A 17,523-nucleotide genomic window follows, 5' to 3' on the forward strand; every position below is an offset into this window, starting at 1 on the left:
CGAAAATCATATTACACCAGACTTTTCAGCCACTGCACCACTGTTCCCAACGTTTCAAGCCAGGCAGCAGTTGTCTGTTCGAGTATTCCCTCATCATAGTTCGCTGGCCGCCGGAATTGTTATCAGTCGAACTGATCCAGCACATTAATTAACTCAGTAAGCTTGCTGCTGTCATAACAATCACTATGTGCGCGGCTAAACTGACCGCTGTCATTATCAAAATACTTACCGTTAGCATCAGCAAACTCGTCTGAAAGGGCTGCACGAACCAGAATATCCGCCCCTATCTGCAAATCCCCTCCGGCCACCCCGTATGCCTCTTTAACCATTTTACTGCCTAGAAATGAGGCCGGATTTACCGCGACAACTAAAGGCCCTTTTCCTTGCAGCTTTTCAGCAAGACTGCGAGACCACATAGTAATGGCAAGTTTACTCTGAGCGTATGCCTCCCCGTCAGACAGCTGCTTATTCCCTCTCAAAGCATCCAAATTAACAGAGGCTTGAGCCGCAGAAGAGAGATTAACTACTCTCGCGGAACTGTCCATCAATGACAGTAGCTGCATGGTCAGACGATAGGGGGCTAAGGTATTCACCAGAAAACGGACGTCCAGTCCCTGTTCATTAATAGGGTTAGCAGTACGGTAAACACCGGCGTTATTAATCAGTACATCAATGCGACTAAATCTCGATTTGATCTCGTTTGCAAGGGTATCCACACTTGCTAAATCGGACAAATCCGCTCTGAAACACTCCACAGATATTGAAGGATTAACCTTCTCTAACTCAGATTTAGTAGCCGCCAGCTTTTCTGCACTACGGCCGTGAATCAACAGCTCATGGCCCTTAGAGACCAGTATTTTGGCAGTTTCCAGCCCAATTCCGTCGGTTGCACCGGTAAGTAATATTACTTTACTCATATTTTTAATTTCCCGTCAGGCTAAATCGTCTTTGCCTTCTACTAAAAAGTGGTGACTAACAGAGCCATTGGTACGGGCTTGCAGGCGAGGCACATACTCAGGGTCCTTCATAAAATCGACGGCAGCCTGTTTCGACGGCCATTCGATAATGACACGCAGAGCCGCATTTTCTCCCTGCCCTTCCAGTCTTTCATGGCTACTGGTTCTGGCCAGATACTTACCACCATATTGTGCAACCAGGCGGTTTGTCGGCTCTACATAATCTGCAACCCAGTCATTGCTGGTCGGAGTCACTTCCAGTACCGAGTAATAGCTCATTGTTTCTTCTCCATATCATTCGTTTTATTAACTATCAGAGTATAGCCATATGGATCCACCTTGATAATTGACGCTAAAAAGGAATCACTTTTAATTAAATATTGATAATTAGCCGAGTTGATTCGCAGAGAAACTGGCTAAGACGCGACAAGGTTATAAACTAAATAATAGCCCTTGAGTTCTTAAGGACACTCACCATTGAATGAGCTGACACTGTTTACTCACCAACTGCTTCACTCGCCTGTAATCTGGATTGCAACGGCGACGGTAGCGGCTGTGTTTCTGGTGTTACTTATCAACTACCTGATCAATAAAAAACAACTTTCCGATACTGTTATTCAGCAAAAAATGCTCTGGCACAAAACCTTAAAGCAGGATATTGCTGAGTTTTGTGCATTAGCGACAGAGCACTACTTTAAAGTGAAAGAGCTCAGCCCTGAATTGGCTGAGCGGCAGTTTGCTGCTGATGTTAAGCAGCTAAACCAGTTGAGAGTAAAAGTGCGACTCAGCCTGAGCCCGAATAAAACCATCGACAGTGCTGACCTGAAACTGGTTCGTACCATGAGCAGAATTATTTTGCATTTCGAAAGCAGACATTACGACAACCTGCACCGGGAGCTATTGCGGGTTGAGCGATGTGCCCAGCAACTACTCTATCGTCAATGGAAACAGCTTCGACAGGAAGCTGAGTCAGGACAACTACAAAGTCCGAGAGAGCATTAGAACGATACAAGTTATTCTCTTTTAAATTCAGATAATTACTAAACATGAACAATTTGTCATCTTCAGTTTAGAAAGAGTTTAGTCTGCCACACTAATCTTATTTTCGTTCCCTAAACAAACACGAGAATACGATTATGAAAACGCTGACTCTTATCACTACAACCCTTATTACTTCATTTACCCTGATTGCAAACAGCTATGCCGGAGAATCAGAACAGACCGGCCAGACCGCTAATCCCACTATCAGCGCCTCTCAGGCATTAAAATCAGCCAAAAGTGCCGGTTTAGCTCAAGCCGATTCCGTAGAGCTTGTTGACGGAAAAAATGACAGCTGGCTTTATCTGGTGGAGAGTGATTCCGATAAGGCACACACCTTTGTGCTGATCGATGCGCAAACAGGCAAAGAAGTCACGGCTGAGTACACTAATACCCGCTATTCACTGGAGCAGGCGATTGACAGTGTTGCCTCGCAGTTTAACGGTACCATTACTGGTGCTGAGAAAGAATATATAGAGCACTTCACCACAGCTTATATCATTGATGTGGATACAGGTGAAGAGCACAGCATGTCCGTTGTGGTTGATGCAAACACTCTCAAAGTGATCGACGTGGAGACAGATTCAGACTTTGACGAAGAGATCTCCATTGAATTCTATGAAGAAGAACATGCCGACGGCTCTGAAAGAGGTCATTCAGAGCAACATCAGGACCGCTTCAGCAGTAATGAACACAAAAAAGAAAGCCACTCTGGTGAAAAAAAAGAAGGAAAGAAAGAACACTTTAGCCTATTTGGCGAGGGGTCTCATGACGGCTAGTCACATAACGGAAAAGCAGCAGATATGAGCACCAAAAATCAATACTATATGTAGCAAATAGGTTGTAAAGATTTACACTGTAAACAATCTTAAGGTGGTGACCCTTCACCACCTTTTACTACTTTTTGGCGACTGTTCAGATATGAAAATACTGTTAGTAGAAGACAACATTGACCAAGCAAGTTTTATCCGGCAAAGCCTCGAAGCTGCAGGCCATCAGACCGATGTCACCGAAAACGGTCAGACAGGTTTACTGGCTGCGCTGCAAACGGAGTACCACGTCATTATTACAGATCGTATGATGCCGCAGATGGACGGATTACAGATGCTCAAAGCTCTCCGCGCAGCAGGAAATCAAACACCGGTGTTAATACTCAGTGCACTGGACAGTGTGGAAGAGCGGGTTGAAGGATTGAGAAGCGGCGGAGATGATTACCTGATTAAACCTTTTGCTTTCAGCGAGTTACTGGCACGTATTGAGATACTCTCACGACGGACGACAAAGACGGAAACGGAACAGAAAACGGGGTACCAGCTTGATACCCTGTCTCTGGATCTACTTTCCCGCAAAGCGACCCGTGGCCGTCAGCTTATACAGTTAAACACGCGGGAGTTTCAGATACTGGAGTACTTTATGTCCAATACCGGACGGGTTATTACCCGCACCATGTTGCTGGAGAGAGTCTGGAATCATCACTTCGATCCGCAAACCAATGTTATTGACGTGCATATCAGTCGTTTAAGAAAGAAAATCGATATTGAGGGCCATAAACCCCTTCTGCATACCGTTCGGGGTGCGGGCTATGTCATGGAAGTGCGTGTATGAAGTGGTTAAAAGATCCATTCCGCAGCTTTCTTTCCGTCTATGGCGTTTTAGTACTGATAAGCATAAGCCTGCTTCTGCTTACCAGACAGAGCCTGAACTTCTGGTTTCTGGAGAAAAGCGCTCTGCCCCTTCTGGAAGCTCAGGCTACCCTTATCGATCAGCAATGGTACGACGAAGGCCCCTACGCAACGCGGGAATACCTCAGGGAAGAAAAATCGTCTCTGTTTACCTATCAGTTTGCCGAGACCATCAGTGACGACGAACTTCCAACCCAATACCGTGATGAATACGAAGAAGAACACCGCAACGAAGAGCATTCTGAATTTCAGTTTGAAGCACTTAGCCTGAGTATTGAGTGGTCTGAAGAGGCCGAATCCGCGGACGACGCATCTGCTTCCATTGATGTATATCTACCAACAGGAGAACGTTGGCAACGCCTCAATATTGCCATTAATGTCAATCACTTTAACGACCAGTTCTCATCCTTTAATCTGCTCATTTACAGTGTTATTGCGGTACTATTACTCGGTGTACTGATTGCCTATCTGATGGTCAGGAAAATCCAGTTCAGACTGGTTGATATCAACCAAACCAGTCAAAGCATTCGTCAATCCGGCGATCTTAACCAGAGCATTCCGTCAGAAAACCTCAGCGGGCCTTTGGCTGAGACTATTGATGAGATTAATCTGATGCTGGCTGATATCCGCCACTCTGTCGAAATGACAAAACAGCAGGCCAACAATATTGCCCATGATTTACGGACACCGTTAACCACGGTTTATAACCGCGTTCAGCAACTCAGCCAGACACATCCGGAGCTTGAAGAACTTGTGGCATTACTCGGAAGATTGTTAAGCACTTTTAATCTGCTACTGAGAATAAACAGACTGGAATCTAATGGTGAAACACCGAAGCTCTCTTCGTTTGACATAAATCCGCTCTTTGATGATGTCTGCGATCTCTATATGCCGGCACTGGAAGATAAAAACCAACAACTGACCTCTCAGGTGAACAGCGGATTAACGGTACACGCCAATGCAGATCTTCTATTTCAGGTTATCTGTAATCTGATTGATAACGCCGGTAAGTTTTCTCCAGAAGAGAGCCAGATGGTGCTTTCGGCTATCCAATCTGACAAGCAAATTCAGATTGAAATCATTGATCAAAGTGGCGGAGTATCTTCTGAAGAGCTGGAGCAGCTTTGTGATAAGTTCTATCGAAGCGACAGCAGCCGCCATAAAAATGGTAACGGGCTGGGGCTCAGCTTTGTCCGTGCAGCTGTGGAAAGAATGGGCGGAACACTGCTACTAGAAAACCGGCAGTTGGACGGCAAAGAAGGCCTTTCAATACAAATTCGATTACCAGCAGGCATTCCAGAAATTTGATGCTTCTCCTCCCCATGCTCTATCGTCATTAAAAAAAGGTGGCTGGTAAATTTCTCAGCCACTTACTCTGCTTAAACTATTCTGTTGCATACCATCCGGACAAGTTCCAAGAGGTAACACAAGCACAAATGTAACAAATAAGTTAACATGGTCAGCCGCGTCGTCCATTTTTGGAGAAATTAATGGCCAGTTCCCTGAACGAATATATTGTTCCTATGTATCCCACTATTCAGGCATTGAATGTCGATGCCCTGCCGGCAGGCGAGCACAAATTCTGGTTTGCCGTCGCAACAGACGCTATTGGCCATCCTCAGACACTGGCTGTCAGGGTATTTAAAGGAGAAAAACCGGGCAAGCGAATCATGATTACCGCCGGTATTCACGGCGATGAGCAGAACGGTATATTAACAGCGCAACAACTGGCCAGAGAGCTGACAGGCAGAGATATAGCAGGAACAGTAACCATTGTACCGACGGTTAACCTTTCAGGTATTGCCCGCCACAGCCGGGATTTTCACTCTGCCGCACCGGACAGTTCATCATCCAACCTGAACCGGGTGTTTCCCGGTAGCGCTACAGGTGACGATGCCAGCCGCTACGCTCACAGTCTATGGGAAAACCTGCTGAAACCAAACGCCGATCTGGCTATTGACCTCCATTCCCAGACCAGTGGTTCGGCTTACCCCCTATACGCCTTTGCGGATTACCGCTTAGATGATTCTGTGCGTATGGCAAGACTAATTAATCCCGACGTTATTCTTAATGACCCGGGTGACCCGGGTATTCTGGAAACCGTCTACAACCGCGCGGGAATTCCTTCCATCACCATTGAAGTGGGTATCGGCCGCTATACCGATCAGCAGATGGTCAGCCGGGCAACCAACGGCATTCTGAATATTCTTAAATCCTATGAGCTGCTGTCAGGGCAAGTGGTCAGTAATCCGGTTTCTTGTGTCGAAGGAGATGAAATCGTCAGTGTACGGGCTAAGCAAGGGGGCTTTGTAATCTGCCACGTTGATCTGTTGGATAAAGTTGACAAAGGCCAACTTCTGGCCACCCAGTATAATAGCTTTGGCGATGAAGTAGACCGCTACACTGCTCCCGTTGATGGCACGGTAATTAGCCATAATGTAGAATCTGTCAGGGCACCCGGCTCTCTGGTGGTAAGATTGATTCGCTAAAACAGCATCATCATAAGCCATTGAAAAATAATAAGTGTCATAAGAGTGTCACCCTGCTGTCGTCACACATTCGGACACTTTTTCGCTAATGTTACTGCCTGAAAAGCAGAAAGGATTTGTAATGATTGTAAGAAAACTCAGGTTGCAGCGCGGCTGGTCTCAGGAACAACTGGCGACTCACAGTGGTTTAAGTATTCGTACTATTCAGCGAATAGAACGAGGGCAGAAACCCGGCCTTGAATCATTAAAAGCTCTGGCTGCTGTATTTGAAACCAGCGTAGATCAACTTCAGCAGGAGCAGGATATGAACATTGAAAACAGCCCCGACCAACAAGAGCAGAACGCCATCGATCAGGTAAGGGCCATCAAAGGCTTTTACTCTCACCTGATAACTTACGCTCTGGTTATCAGCTTACTGTTTGTGATTAACCTGCTGACCAATCCGGGTTATATCTGGGCATGGTGGCCGGCCATGGGCTGGGGTATCGGGATAGTGAATCACGGCCTGAATGCCTTCGAAGTATTCAACTTTTTTGGCCCTAAATGGGAAAAAAAGCAGATAGAAAAGCGTCTGGGAAGAAAGCTTTAACCGATAGAGTTTTCTGAAGACGATTTAGCTATAGAGCCTTGGTGACGCTCAGGCTCTTCTATCGACAGCTTAAAATCCCCGCAAATCCAGCTCAACCTCATCACCCAGCCAGTAAGCGTAAGTGGTGTGGTCAGCCAGATCATCACCGGAATCTGCATGTATCAGTACACTTAAATTGCCGCGATATTTCTCAAGCCAAGGGATAAGTGAATCGAAATCCTCATCTCCGAACAGGATCTGAAAACTCCACTCAGTATGTGGCCCGACAGGTCGCTGAAGCACCCGCCCTACCCACAGTGAAAAATTCTGCTTTATCTGCTTATGCAGATCTTGTGCAAATTCAAGTGTTTCGGCATTAAAGTAGATATGCGCGTGGTAGGATTTATGGCGGTTAACCGGACGTTGCGGATTATTCATTGGTACTCCCTATTACAGCTGAGCAGAGAATAAAACAATCGCAACGCCGATACAAACCAGACCTTACTCGTAATCTGTCGCGTAGGCCTCTTCATACGTGTGAGAGTAGAGCTCAAACAAGTTGCCAAACGGGTCTTCCAGATAAACCATCTTAGCCGGCTTACTGTCGTCTTCCGGATGGTAGCGCATAATGTCCATTCTTACCTTACCGCCAAACTCTTTTGTACGGGCAATAGCGCCTTCAAAATCATCAGTCTGCAGACAGAAGTGGAAAATACCAAGGCGGGAGAAATCCACTTCGTGACGCTCCTGACGCTCTTTCATCTCAAACAGTTCAACACCGATACCATCTGTTGTCACCAGATGAGCAATATTAAAGCCCTTAAAGCCTTCACCAAACACAGCAATACACATTCTGCCGATGGCGGTTTCACGCTCCTCAACCACCTTGGTGTTGTTCATAACCACTTTCAGACCAAGGGCGTTGGTATAAAACTCGACCGCTTTATCCATATCCCCGACCATAATACCGACATGATTCATCTTCATTGCATTGCTCCCGTTTAGGTTATCTTTTGATGATCTAATGGCAGCAGTATATTGGCGGTAGTTAATTAAATGAAATTATCATTAATTATTGAAATGATAATTATATTTTATACATCTAGCGGCTATTATTAACACAGCTTACTTTCATGAGTAATTACTTGCGTACTTATCCAGAATACGCTGCAGTCTTGGTCTGCTTATTTTGAGTACTTCACACGCTTTACCTTTATGGCCACTAACGTCTTCCAGCACTTTTTTTACATGCTTAAACTCTATCTCTTCCAGACTCAATGATTCATTCTGTATTTCTTCACTTAACAAAAGCTCATCACTACTACCTTTAAGATCGTCGAAAAGATCAGCCGTCAGTATGTCTCCGGGGCAAAGCGCGACTGCTTTTGTAAGCGTGTTCTCTAACTCACGTACATTACCCGGCCAGTTATAGCCCCTGAGTATATCCATAGCATCGATAGAAACCTTTAGTACTTTGGTACCCAACTCCTTATTAGCTCTGGCAAGCAAGCTTGGTATTAATTGCTCAAGATCTTCGCGCCGTTCCCTTAAGGGTGACAGATGGATTCTGACTACCTGAAGACGATAAAATAAGTCTTCCCTGAACTGTTTTTTTTCAATCTGAGTTTCAAAGTTAATGTTAGTTGCGGAGATTATTCTGGCATTGGTTTTAATCGCCTGTTTACTGCCAAGGGGAATAAACTCTTTTTCCTGTAATACCCGCAATAACTTTGCCTGAATCGTCGGAGATAACTCTCCAACCTCGTCTAAAAATAAGGTGCCGTTGCGGGCGAGCTCAAACTTGCCGGCTTGATCAGCAACTGCACCAGTAAACGCGCCTTTTTTATGGCCGAACATTTCCGACTCAAGTAGATTTTCTACCAAAGCGGCACAATTAAGCGCGACAAAAGGAGCATCTTTGTTTGTTCCTGCGTTGTGAATTGCGCGGGCAACCATCTCTTTTCCCGTACCAGATTCACCAGTAATCATAACCGAAGCATTAGTTTGAGAAACCCGCCCTATGGTTTTGTAAATCTCTTTCATTGCATTTGAAGAGCCAACCATAGAATTTCCATAGCTGTCAGGTATAAGCACTGCATCCTGACTACTTGATTCCTGATACTCCATTGCAACATTGACAGCCCTATCCAGTTCATCGATATCTATAGGCTTATGGATATATTCGTCTGCTCCCTGCTGCATCGCTTCGATAGTACTTTCCATATCATGAAACGCAGTAATCATAATGACGCGGGAATCTTTACAGGACTGCTTAAACTCTGGTAATCCCTCAAGACCAGATTTGCCTTCCATACGGATGTCCAGAATTATGATGTTAGGCTGAAAAGCCTTCGCTGTAGCGACCCCTTCATCAACACAGCTGGCAACTTTTACATCAAAAGAAAGGGATTGATAGTGAAGCTGGAGAGTTCTGCTTATTCCGTTATCGTCATCCACTATTAGCATTTTTCTCATTTAATTATTGTTCCTTTGATGTTGCCTGTTTCGGTGTAGTGGGAAGCCTGATTCTTGCGAGCGTTCCGGATGAAGAGTGTGGAGACAAGGATATCTTTCCGTCATGGCTATCAATAATCCTTTTTACTATTGCCAGCCCAAGCCCGGTTCCTTTTGCCTTCGTGGTAAAGAATGGCTCAAAAACCTTATCGACCATACATGGATCGATTGGATGCCCATTGTTAGTAATATCAATGATTAACTCTGTACCAGATTCCGTAATCATTATATTAGAGACTATTTTTACCCTTGCATCCTCCACATCTCCTGTGGCCTGAATCGAGTTAATCAATATGTTTTGAATCGCCTGACGCATTTTTACCGGATCAACATACACAGTGGGCAAATTCGAATGAAGCATTAAATCAAAAGCAACCTGAGCGTCTTTAGCCTGTTTTTGCTGGCTTGCCACCGCAGCCTCTAACAATTTGTTGATATCCAGCCAGGTAGGCTGTAATTGTTCGGGTTTCGAGTAGGCAAGTAGTTCTTCAAGAATAGCTTCCATGTATTTTACCTGCTCAAGAGAAATCCTAAACATCTCACTCTTGTTCGCACGTTCCTGAATCTGCAACACCATCTTTATAGAGCTCAAGGGGTTTCTCAAATCGTGCGCTATCATGTTGACGACTTTCCCGACTTCTGCCAGCTTTTCATGCTGAATACGTTCATTAGTCTGCCGCTCAACTTCTTTGGCCAGACGCTTTTCCTCGGTAATATCTTGTTTCACCGCAACATAATACAAGGTACGGTTTTCAACATCTTTCACCGGAGAAATTCTGGCTCGCTCCCAATAGAGCTCTCCGCTTTTCTTTCGGTTATGAAACTCTCCCTGCCACTCTTTGCCCTCTTTGAGAGTCTGCCACAAGCTCTGGTATTCCTGAGATTCCATCTCGCCTGACTGAAGAAACTTAGGGCTTCTGCCCATAACTTCGTCCCGGCTATATCCGGATAACTCACAAAAAACAGGGTTAACATAAACTATCTGCCCGGCAATATCCGTTATCATAACTGAGTTCTGGCTACTCTCCACTGCATGGCTAAGTTGCTGGAGCTGTTCCTGCGCCATTTTATGTTCTGTGACATCTTCTCCCAGCAGTGTCAGGGTAACCGCCTTCTCTTTCGATTCAGTAAATGTTGATGTCCAGGATACTAAGTGAATTTCTCCCGATTTACTGAGCACAACACTTTCACTTTGCGGCTGATGAGTCTGCTGCCTTATCGCTTCATCAAGTGCTTCCTGTGCCTGAACCTGCAACTCATCAGGAATAAACCTTTTAATCCAGGAGTAACCAATCACTTCATCCTTTTGATACCCTACAAGAGACAAAAAATAGTCGTTGCAAAAAGTAATAACACCTGCACGATTAATGCTAACGGCCGCCAGTTGAATATTTTCCAGTGTATGCCGGAACTGTTGCTCATACTGTTTCTGCTCAGTTAAATAGCGCGTTTGAACCCGGTAACGACTAAACAACCATGTTACCAGGCCAGTAATAAAAAAGAGCAAGCCGTAAACCAATAAAAAGTGCTCTACAAATGCCCAGCGGGACAAGTTAAACCTGCTCTCGGGAAATTCTGAAATAATGGTCCAGTTACCATTGTTTGGAGCAGAAACATGGGCGTAGGTGTAGTAGTTATTGCCTTCCAGTATTTGCCTTTTATCTGCAGTTTTCACATGTTCAAATATCGCCGAAGGGATATTGTTCTGGGTATCAATGGCGTAACTGACATCACCACTGTCTGTCGGGTGAATCACGGCAACACCCTGAGGGTTAAACAGATAGACGTGATTGATAAAGCTTGGTGCAACAGTGTAGAGCTTATCGATCAACCTTTTTGCTTTATAGTTGAGAATGATAACGCCAGTCCTGCTACCCTTTTCGTTAAAGACAGGGGTACCGACACGAATCGTCGGGTTAAGTGGCTTTTGCACAACACCTTCTTCAACATTAAGATCCATCGGAGAAATATAGACCTGGCCTCTTTGCAAGTTGTTGGAGTATTGCCAATAGTACCTGTGAGCCTTGTTCTGTAAGTCAGCCTGGTTTACAACTGATATTTCTCCCGCATTGTTATTGATTCGTATCCGCTCCCAACCCTCTGTATCTATATACCGGATCTGATCATAATTTGGGTTATTAGTACTTAGCTGGATAAAGTACTGTTTCAAATCATTAAGTGGCGTTGCGTGGAGTGAAGTTACCTGACGGGTAACATAGGAAAGATTTTTAGCGTCAGCAGACATTCTGGTAAGTGTTTCTCCAAGTACCTCCTCAATTAAATCAACAATAACTCTTTCGTTGTGTAATGCGTATTGTTGATCATTCTTAACGCTAAGGAAGTAATGCACACTCATAACAATGGCTAATGCTAAATAGGCAGGAACAAGCCAGAGAAGAAGCTCAGATACGAAAATTAGTTTTTCCGGTAAAATATTCTCGCTTTCCATATGAGAGCTTCTTATCCTTCTTCGTTCAAACTGAGCCCTGCCAATAAGGACACCATAACAAGGGACTCAATAATAACCACCTGATTGAATTACATTTGTGCGCTTCATCTTAATCAAAATGCCCTTAACAGGCCGCACACTACAACCAATATCAACAGTCTTGTTCTAATAGCAGCCCCATCAACTTAATCGCGTTTGGCTGATGATGATCTCTTAACTCTTTTACCTTTTCAGCTAAAAGCTGTAGCGCTAACACCTTATTGTTTGCAAATACATCTTGAGCAACTTTGAGGCATTCATCATTATCAATAGCGACATCAATCAATAAACTAAAACTTATATCGAACTTATTAGGGTAAAGTGCAGCCAATCTTAGTGCTTGTGCTTTCACTCCACTAGATGAATCAGACAAACCGCGCCTGATAACCGCTGTTACCGCTTCTTTTTGATTTAACTTTATTTTGTCGATATGAAACTCAAGTGAGTTAAACGCACAAAACCTGACATGATCATTTGAATCACTTACCAAATGCAGTAACAGGGGTATCGCCTTTCCGGCAGGTAACACAGAAAGAAAACCCGCCGCTGACTGTTTTGTTAAATCATCACCGTGATAAACAATATTACCTGCCGCTCCCAGCCCATTGTCCACCGCACTGTTATCCGGCAGAGCTTTTTTGATGTTTTGTAATGAGTGGAATATCTCTCTTAGCTCCGATGGCTGGTTTCCAAGTACAGCTTCCAGAAGCAAAGCCGCTGAATAGTCTGAAGGGGACGCTCCCAGTGACTTAATGGCCAATATCTTGTTAGGCAATGTCGGTAGTTTTACGACTTTTTTTCGATTCAGCTCGAGTTCGTCTGCACTATCAAAATTGTCTTTAACCAACTGGGCGTAATCACTCAACGCATCGTCCAGTTCATCGACCATATCAACAATATGTTGCTGCTGATCAGGCTCTGTTGATGCCGCACCAAGTTCTGATTCCAGGTTCGCCTGAGTTATCGCTCCCAACGTTGAGTTTGGAGTGTTAACAATAGTAAGAGGTAAATCGACTCTTTCTTCATACGCTTCCAGCAATGTTTCAAGCTCTTTTGTTTCAAGATCTTTTCCTTGCGGATTTTCAACCTGTTGCTGTCCGCCCGATTCATTAGGCTCATCTTGTTCTATCTGATTTACATCTATGGCGTCCGGATAAGCGTTGCTGCCCAAAATGGCTACTTTAATAAACCTTCTGCAGGTGGCAGATTCAGATTTAGCCAACACGTCAAAGGCAGCCTGTCTGACACTCACACTGAAATGGTATTCTTGTGTGTGTTCATCCATCCGGTGAATATAAGATTGCAATCTTTCCAGAAGAGCTATGTCATAACCTTGTACAGTTGCAACCTTGCGGATAAGCCCAACAAAAACGGCATTGTTCTGTTCATTAGAATCTAAAGCATGTAAATAAAGCTCCAGTAGAGTCTTAGTTTGTTCCGGCTTCAGACAGGAGTGAACTAGAACCTCGGTGGCATTAATTAAAGATTGAGCCGGAGATGCCCAAAGAAGATCGATAACCCGATCAATATGCTCACTATTGATCTCATCAAAACGGGCCAGCAACTCAAACAACTGAGGTCTGGCATTGCGCTCTGAAAGCTCGATATAATTAATAAGCCTTAATTGATCAACTTCATCATTGCAACTAAAGCCTTTCAATGCCGTCATCGCCGCTTTTTGTACGCCACTGTCTGTATCTTTCAGTAATTGCACAATATCCCAGAAGTACTCATTCGCTCCTTTTTCTGTAAGCCCTTCTACTGCCAATTTACGCACAATAGGGTCTTCATCCCGCAACTGTTTAAACAAAAACACTCTTGCTATCTGCTCATTGCTATAAAAGAGAGATTTGATTAATTTCCTTTTGGAGGCCAGTGTTGCATCAGGTAGTCGGTTAATTATCCAGTCAACATCATGCTTTACGATTCCCTGATAAAGACGGGACTCAAGTTCTGGCTCAGGATCAGAATCTAAGATGCTTAGAAACTCAGGAAGATATTTGTGACGACTATTGCTTACTAATATTTCAACCGCCTTTAGCTGAATATCCCACCAGTCATCCCACTCGCTTGTAGTTGTTAAAATATCATCTTCTGCCCTGCCACCAGCGCAACGGAGCATAAACGCCTCTACTTTCTCGTCTGACATTTTGTTCTCAAGCGCGTCCATCGCCGCCAGTCTGGCATCTGCATCGGGGTGATACTGTGCGACTTCAAGCAACCGGTCAGTATTCCCAAGCCCAAGCCGGAATAGTGTATTCGCACAATCAATCACAACATCCGGATCTTCATGATACAAATTGTTATCCAACCCTTCTTGTGCAGCCTGTGCTGATATCAATGCCCTTGCACTGTAACAGCGTTGAGCTTCATCACCATTTTCAAGCAATTCAATTAATACCGAAACAGGGTCAGGGGTGGTGTGGCTACCCTTATCTGTCGCTGAAAGTTCTGTTTCACTTACATGCATCGCAAGATCCTTTTTTAGCTATTGTTATTCTGTTCATCGCATCAGAATCTGCAAAGCATTAAGTGTGCCGGATTGTTTTATTCATTAAATACAATCAGTTAAACAAAGCATACCTTTCTCAAAGCAAACCATACGTTCAAAATTGAACAAAACGTTAAACACTAGTCGTTGTTTCTGAACGTTTCGTTCACTTTTTCCCATTGAGATCCAGGTCTCAATGTTATCCATCTCACTGTATTTTATATGTTTTATTTGTCTGAAAAAGTTGGCTCAAAAAATGCTCTTACAGCAGCGACGATAATCAAAACAATACTCCGTTAAAGATAATTTTATCGAATACGGAACTAGCTGGAAGCTAAGGAGCATAACAATGAGAAAAATGCTAATCCTTGCTGCTACTATCAGTGTCTCATGTTCAGTGTGGAGCCAATCCGATACTAAATCGTTCGGCTCTTTACCTAGCCTGAAGATAGACTCAGCCAAAGCAGCACTTGGAAAACGCCTGTTCTTTGATAATCGATTGTCTGGTAATACCGCGCTGTCTTGCGCTTCGTGTCATAAACCCGAAAACGGATATGCACATCCAGACGCTCTGGGGCCTGCTTATACAGGCAGCAAAGGATTTAGAAACGTTCCGACTCTAATAAATACTGTTTATAAGAAAGTGTGGTTTCATGATGGCCGCATCGGCACTAACCTAAACGATGTAACACGTGAAAACATTACTGAAGACTGGCTAATGAACATGGATATGCGTTTGATGCAAGAGCGCCTCAAACAAGATCCGATATACGTAAAAATGTTCAAAGACGCCGGATATGGAGAGCCATCAAATGGTTCTGTCCGTAAAGCCATTCCGGAATACCTGAAAACCCTCACCTCTGATAAAACACCATTTGATAAATCGAAACTCAGTAAGTCTGCGAAAAAAGGGTTTGATCTTTTTAAAGGTAAAGCAGGGTGCGCATCTTGTCATAACGGTCCGTTGTTTACCGATGGGAAGCCATACAATACGGGCGTACCGGAGAACCTTGATATCTTCACTGATCCAATGCGGCACCAGACTTTCATCGCTTTTAACATGTTTATGGGTAATGAAAACTATATGAATCTCAAACGTGACGTTGGTGCACATGTTCAGACTCACAAAACCGATAAGAGTGACTATGGCAAGTTTATGACGCCGACGCTGCGGGAACTTAAACATACCGCACCTTATATGCACAACGGCATGCTGGCAACTCTTAGTGATGTAGTGGCGTTTTACAATCAGGGCGGAGGCAAAGATATGAACAAAGACTCCCGCCTTAAGCCTCTTAACTTATCCGCTCAGGAACAAAAAGACTTAGTTGCTTTTCTTGAGTCCCTATCAGGTGAGCCTCTGACAACAGATGATCACGTGTGGACTAACCAAGATTACAGCTACGAGTTGATTTCTGACTGGCGCAACGTGAAAAACTAGGAGGACGAGATGAAAACACAATGGATCAACTTGTCCGCATTGATGACAGTTGCACTCACTTTTGGAGCAACTCAGGCAATTGCGAATCAAGACTTAGAAAAAGCAGATAAAATTGCAGCTTCTCTGCCCCCGGTTACTCTGAACGGAAAACAATATCCGGCACTTGCACCTTTAGGAACGGTACCAACCCCTAAAGATAACCCTACAACCCCGGACAAAGTCGCATTGGGAAAACAGCTGTTCTTTGACGGAAGATTAGGCGGAGACACATCAAGTCCTTGCTCAGCTTGCCACATTCCGACATTAGGCTGGGACTTCCCTGCCGATCTGTCATTGGGTTATCCGGGCACAGTTCACTGGAGAAACAGCCAAACCATTATTAATTCGGCTTACTATCAAAAGCTATTCTGGGCCGGCTCATCGAAATCACTTGAAGCGCAGGCAAAAAGTGCTGCTAAAGGTGGTGTTGCTGGTAACGGTGAAGATGACTTAATGGAAGCACGTCTTGCATTGGTACCAGAATATGTTGAGCAGTTTAATAAGATTTTTGGTGATAACTATCCAAAAGTTAGTAACGCCTGGAAAGCCATCGCAGCTTTTCAACGCACACTAATTCAAACCGATACTCCACTGGATAAGTACCTGCTTGGAGATAAAAAAGCACTAAGTAAATCTCAGTTAAGCGGTAAGGCTCTGTTTGAAGGCAAAGCCAACTGTATTGCGTGTCACAACGGTGCACTGGCCTCTGATCAGAAGAACTACAACGTAGGTGTTCCTACCAATCTGCGCTGGGAGAATGACGCACTGGCTCAGATTACCTTCCGTTATGAGTTGTACGCCAAAGGCTCTAACGAAAAAATGTACCGTGAAACCAAAGCAGATCCCGGCGTCTATTTTCGTGGCAAACGCAAGGAGATGAAAGGAAAGTTCCGTACCCCAAGCCTTCGTTACACCATGTATACCGCACCATTTATGCATAACGGCACCATAGCAACCTTGGAAGATGTGGTGGACTTTTATGACCGTGGTGGTATTGCAAAAGACGGAAGAACCACCGACTTCCCTCATTCGAAAAGCGCATTAATTAAACCTTTAGGTTTAACTAAGCAAGAAAAAGCCGATCTACTGGAGTTCCTGAAGGCCTTCTCAGGAGAGAAGATCATTATGGATCACCCTAAATTACCTGAATATCAGCCTTTATTTACTATGGAAGAGTTGGAGGAGGTAAAAAAATGAGTACGCAAAATAAACAAAATGCTCAATCCGCTCGTGGTCAAAACAGCAATGCAGAAAGTGCAAATGAACATAACAAATGCATGATGTCGCGGCGGGATTTTCTAATCTACAGCGGCGCTACCGCCGGTACGGCAAGTGTTATGTCTCTGACACTGTTTCCGGGTACCGCTCAGGCTAAAAAAGCTCAGGCACGTGTTGTCGGATACCCAAGACAGTTGGTCGGTAAACTTAGTCAGCTTAAAGAGAACAAACCTGTCTACTTTAACTACCCGGATGATGGCCCGAACTCACAAGGTATTCTGGTAAAAATGGGCGTTTCAGCAGGCGGAGGCCTTGGTCCCAAACAAGATGTTGTCGGCTTTTCCCTTATGTGCACACATCAGGGAGGCCCGCTAAACAGCCAGTATAAAGTCGTAGGTGAACACAGAGTACTTGGACAATGTCCTTTCCATCTGTCTACGTTTGATATGCGTCGCCACGGTATCATTGTCTCCGGTCAGGCTTATGAAAGCCTTCCTCAGGTACTTCTTGAACTAGAAGGCGACGATATATACGCAGTAGGCATTATGGGGCTGCTATTTGGCCGAACGGAAAATCTGATCGCGATGCAGGAGGCGTAA

The 17,523-nt window shown here is 44.4% G+C and carries 16 protein-coding genes; 9 read left to right on the forward strand and 7 right to left on the reverse strand.

Going from position 1 to position 17,523, the window contains the following annotated elements:
• Positions 1-122 precede the first annotated feature (122 nt).
• Together PK654_RS22250 and PK654_RS22255 are read right to left on the reverse strand one after the other, a co-directional pair.
• On the reverse strand, positions 123-917 hold the full coding sequence (locus PK654_RS22250; protein WP_271699673.1) for an SDR family NAD(P)-dependent oxidoreductase: 795 nt from the start codon (positions 915-917) through the stop codon (positions 123-125).
• A gap of 15 nt (positions 918-932) precedes the next feature.
• Positions 933-1,235 (reverse strand): DUF1330 domain-containing protein, encoded by a 303-nt coding sequence (locus tag PK654_RS22255; protein ID WP_271699674.1) that lies wholly within the window; start codon positions 1,233-1,235, stop codon positions 933-935.
• A 198-nt stretch (positions 1,236-1,433) separates the two neighbouring features.
• On the opposite strand from PK654_RS22255, the gene PK654_RS22260 reads away from it, so the two are divergent.
• The 6 genes from PK654_RS22260 to PK654_RS22285 all read left to right on the forward strand — a co-directional run bounded on the left by PK654_RS22260 (position 1,434) and on the right by PK654_RS22285 (position 6,754).
• A complete protein-coding gene (locus PK654_RS22260; protein ID WP_271699676.1) occupies positions 1,434-1,958 on the forward strand; it encodes a hypothetical protein in 525 nt (174 codons plus the stop codon).
• Positions 1,959-2,092: 134 nt separating this feature from the next.
• Positions 2,093-2,773 (forward strand): PepSY domain-containing protein, encoded by a 681-nt coding sequence (locus tag PK654_RS22265; protein WP_271699677.1) that lies wholly within the window; start codon positions 2,093-2,095, stop codon positions 2,771-2,773.
• Positions 2,774-2,915: 142 nt separating this feature from the next.
• The gene (locus tag PK654_RS22270; RefSeq protein WP_271699679.1) at positions 2,916-3,599 is read left to right on the forward strand and encodes a response regulator transcription factor; all 684 of its coding nucleotides are present in this window, start codon (positions 2,916-2,918) and stop codon (positions 3,597-3,599) included.
• Positions 3,596-4,984, forward strand: a complete 1,389-nt coding sequence (locus PK654_RS22275; protein WP_271699681.1) for a sensor histidine kinase — start codon at positions 3,596-3,598, stop codon at positions 4,982-4,984. Before PK654_RS22270 ends, PK654_RS22275 begins: the two co-directional genes overlap by 4 nt.
• A 182-nt stretch (positions 4,985-5,166) precedes the next feature.
• Positions 5,167-6,165, forward strand: coding sequence for a succinylglutamate desuccinylase/aspartoacylase family protein (locus PK654_RS22280; RefSeq protein ID WP_271699683.1), 999 nt, complete (start codon positions 5,167-5,169; stop codon positions 6,163-6,165).
• A gap of 121 nt (positions 6,166-6,286) precedes the next feature.
• A complete protein-coding gene (locus PK654_RS22285; RefSeq protein WP_271699684.1) occupies positions 6,287-6,754 on the forward strand; it encodes a 2TM domain-containing protein in 468 nt (155 codons plus the stop codon).
• A gap of 69 nt (positions 6,755-6,823) precedes the next feature.
• Here the strand turns inward: PK654_RS22285 and PK654_RS22290 are convergent, their stop codons facing one another.
• The 5 genes from PK654_RS22290 to PK654_RS22310 form a co-directional block, all read right to left on the reverse strand.
• A complete protein-coding gene (locus PK654_RS22290; protein WP_271699685.1) occupies positions 6,824-7,171 on the reverse strand; it encodes a DOPA 4,5-dioxygenase family protein in 348 nt (115 codons plus the stop codon).
• A 63-nt stretch (positions 7,172-7,234) separates the two neighbouring features.
• Positions 7,235-7,720, reverse strand: coding sequence for a VOC family protein (locus tag PK654_RS22295; RefSeq protein ID WP_271699686.1), 486 nt, complete (start codon positions 7,718-7,720; stop codon positions 7,235-7,237).
• Between the two features lie 144 nt (positions 7,721-7,864).
• A complete protein-coding gene (locus tag PK654_RS22300; RefSeq protein WP_271699687.1) occupies positions 7,865-9,208 on the reverse strand; it encodes a sigma-54-dependent transcriptional regulator in 1,344 nt (447 codons plus the stop codon).
• 4 nt (positions 9,209-9,212) lie between these two features.
• Complete coding sequence (locus PK654_RS22305; RefSeq protein WP_271699689.1) at positions 9,213-11,696, reverse strand: PAS domain S-box protein; 2,484 nt, start codon at positions 11,694-11,696, stop codon at positions 9,213-9,215.
• 151 nt (positions 11,697-11,847) lie between these two features.
• The gene (locus PK654_RS22310) at positions 11,848-14,205 is read right to left on the reverse strand and encodes a HEAT repeat domain-containing protein (RefSeq protein WP_271699690.1); all 2,358 of its coding nucleotides are present in this window, start codon (positions 14,203-14,205) and stop codon (positions 11,848-11,850) included.
• A 370-nt stretch (positions 14,206-14,575) separates the two neighbouring features.
• On the opposite strand from PK654_RS22310, the gene PK654_RS22315 reads away from it, so the two are divergent.
• From PK654_RS22315 to PK654_RS22325, 3 genes are read left to right on the forward strand one after another with little or no spacing between them, the layout of a single operon-like run.
• A complete protein-coding gene (locus PK654_RS22315; RefSeq protein WP_271699691.1) occupies positions 14,576-15,667 on the forward strand; it encodes a cytochrome-c peroxidase in 1,092 nt (363 codons plus the stop codon).
• Between the two features lie 9 nt (positions 15,668-15,676).
• Positions 15,677-16,903 carry a cytochrome-c peroxidase gene (locus PK654_RS22320; protein WP_271699692.1) on the forward strand — a complete coding sequence of 409 codons (1,227 nt, stop codon included), beginning with the start codon at positions 15,677-15,679 and terminating at the stop codon, positions 16,901-16,903.
• On the forward strand, positions 16,900-17,523 hold the full coding sequence (locus tag PK654_RS22325; RefSeq protein ID WP_271699693.1) for an arsenate reductase (azurin) small subunit: 624 nt from the start codon (positions 16,900-16,902) through the stop codon (positions 17,521-17,523). Before PK654_RS22320 ends, PK654_RS22325 begins: the two co-directional genes overlap by 4 nt.

This window comes from Vibrio sp. SCSIO 43137 (assembly GCF_028201475.1).
Taxonomy (GTDB): Bacteria; Pseudomonadota; Gammaproteobacteria; order Enterobacterales; family Vibrionaceae; genus Vibrio.

Bases quoted from the DNA above. Each gene is read 5' to 3' on its own strand.
- PK654_RS22250 (WP_271699673.1), bottom strand. From the start codon at position 917: ATGAGTAAAGTAATATTACTTACCGGTGCAACCGACGGAATTGGGCTG.
- PK654_RS22255 (WP_271699674.1), bottom strand. From the start codon at position 1,235: ATGAGCTATTACTCGGTACTGGAAGTGACTCCGACCAGCAATGACTGG.
- PK654_RS22265 (WP_271699677.1), top strand. From the start codon at position 2,093: ATGAAAACGCTGACTCTTATCACTACAACCCTTATTACTTCATTTACC.
- PK654_RS22270 (WP_271699679.1), top strand. From the start codon at position 2,916: ATGAAAATACTGTTAGTAGAAGACAACATTGACCAAGCAAGTTTTATC.
- PK654_RS22275 (WP_271699681.1), top strand. From the start codon at position 3,596: ATGAAGTGGTTAAAAGATCCATTCCGCAGCTTTCTTTCCGTCTATGGC.
- PK654_RS22280 (WP_271699683.1), top strand. From the start codon at position 5,167: ATGGCCAGTTCCCTGAACGAATATATTGTTCCTATGTATCCCACTATT.
- PK654_RS22285 (WP_271699684.1), top strand. From the start codon at position 6,287: ATGATTGTAAGAAAACTCAGGTTGCAGCGCGGCTGGTCTCAGGAACAA.
- PK654_RS22290 (WP_271699685.1), bottom strand. From the start codon at position 7,171: ATGAATAATCCGCAACGTCCGGTTAACCGCCATAAATCCTACCACGCG.
- PK654_RS22295 (WP_271699686.1), bottom strand. From the start codon at position 7,720: ATGAAGATGAATCATGTCGGTATTATGGTCGGGGATATGGATAAAGCG.
- PK654_RS22300 (WP_271699687.1), bottom strand. From the start codon at position 9,208: ATGAGAAAAATGCTAATAGTGGATGACGATAACGGAATAAGCAGAACT.
- PK654_RS22305 (WP_271699689.1), bottom strand. From the start codon at position 11,696: ATGGAAAGCGAGAATATTTTACCGGAAAAACTAATTTTCGTATCTGAG.
- PK654_RS22310 (WP_271699690.1), bottom strand. From the start codon at position 14,205: ATGCATGTAAGTGAAACAGAACTTTCAGCGACAGATAAGGGTAGCCAC.
- PK654_RS22315 (WP_271699691.1), top strand. From the start codon at position 14,576: ATGAGAAAAATGCTAATCCTTGCTGCTACTATCAGTGTCTCATGTTCA.
- PK654_RS22320 (WP_271699692.1), top strand. From the start codon at position 15,677: ATGAAAACACAATGGATCAACTTGTCCGCATTGATGACAGTTGCACTC.
- PK654_RS22325 (WP_271699693.1), top strand. From the start codon at position 16,900: ATGAGTACGCAAAATAAACAAAATGCTCAATCCGCTCGTGGTCAAAAC.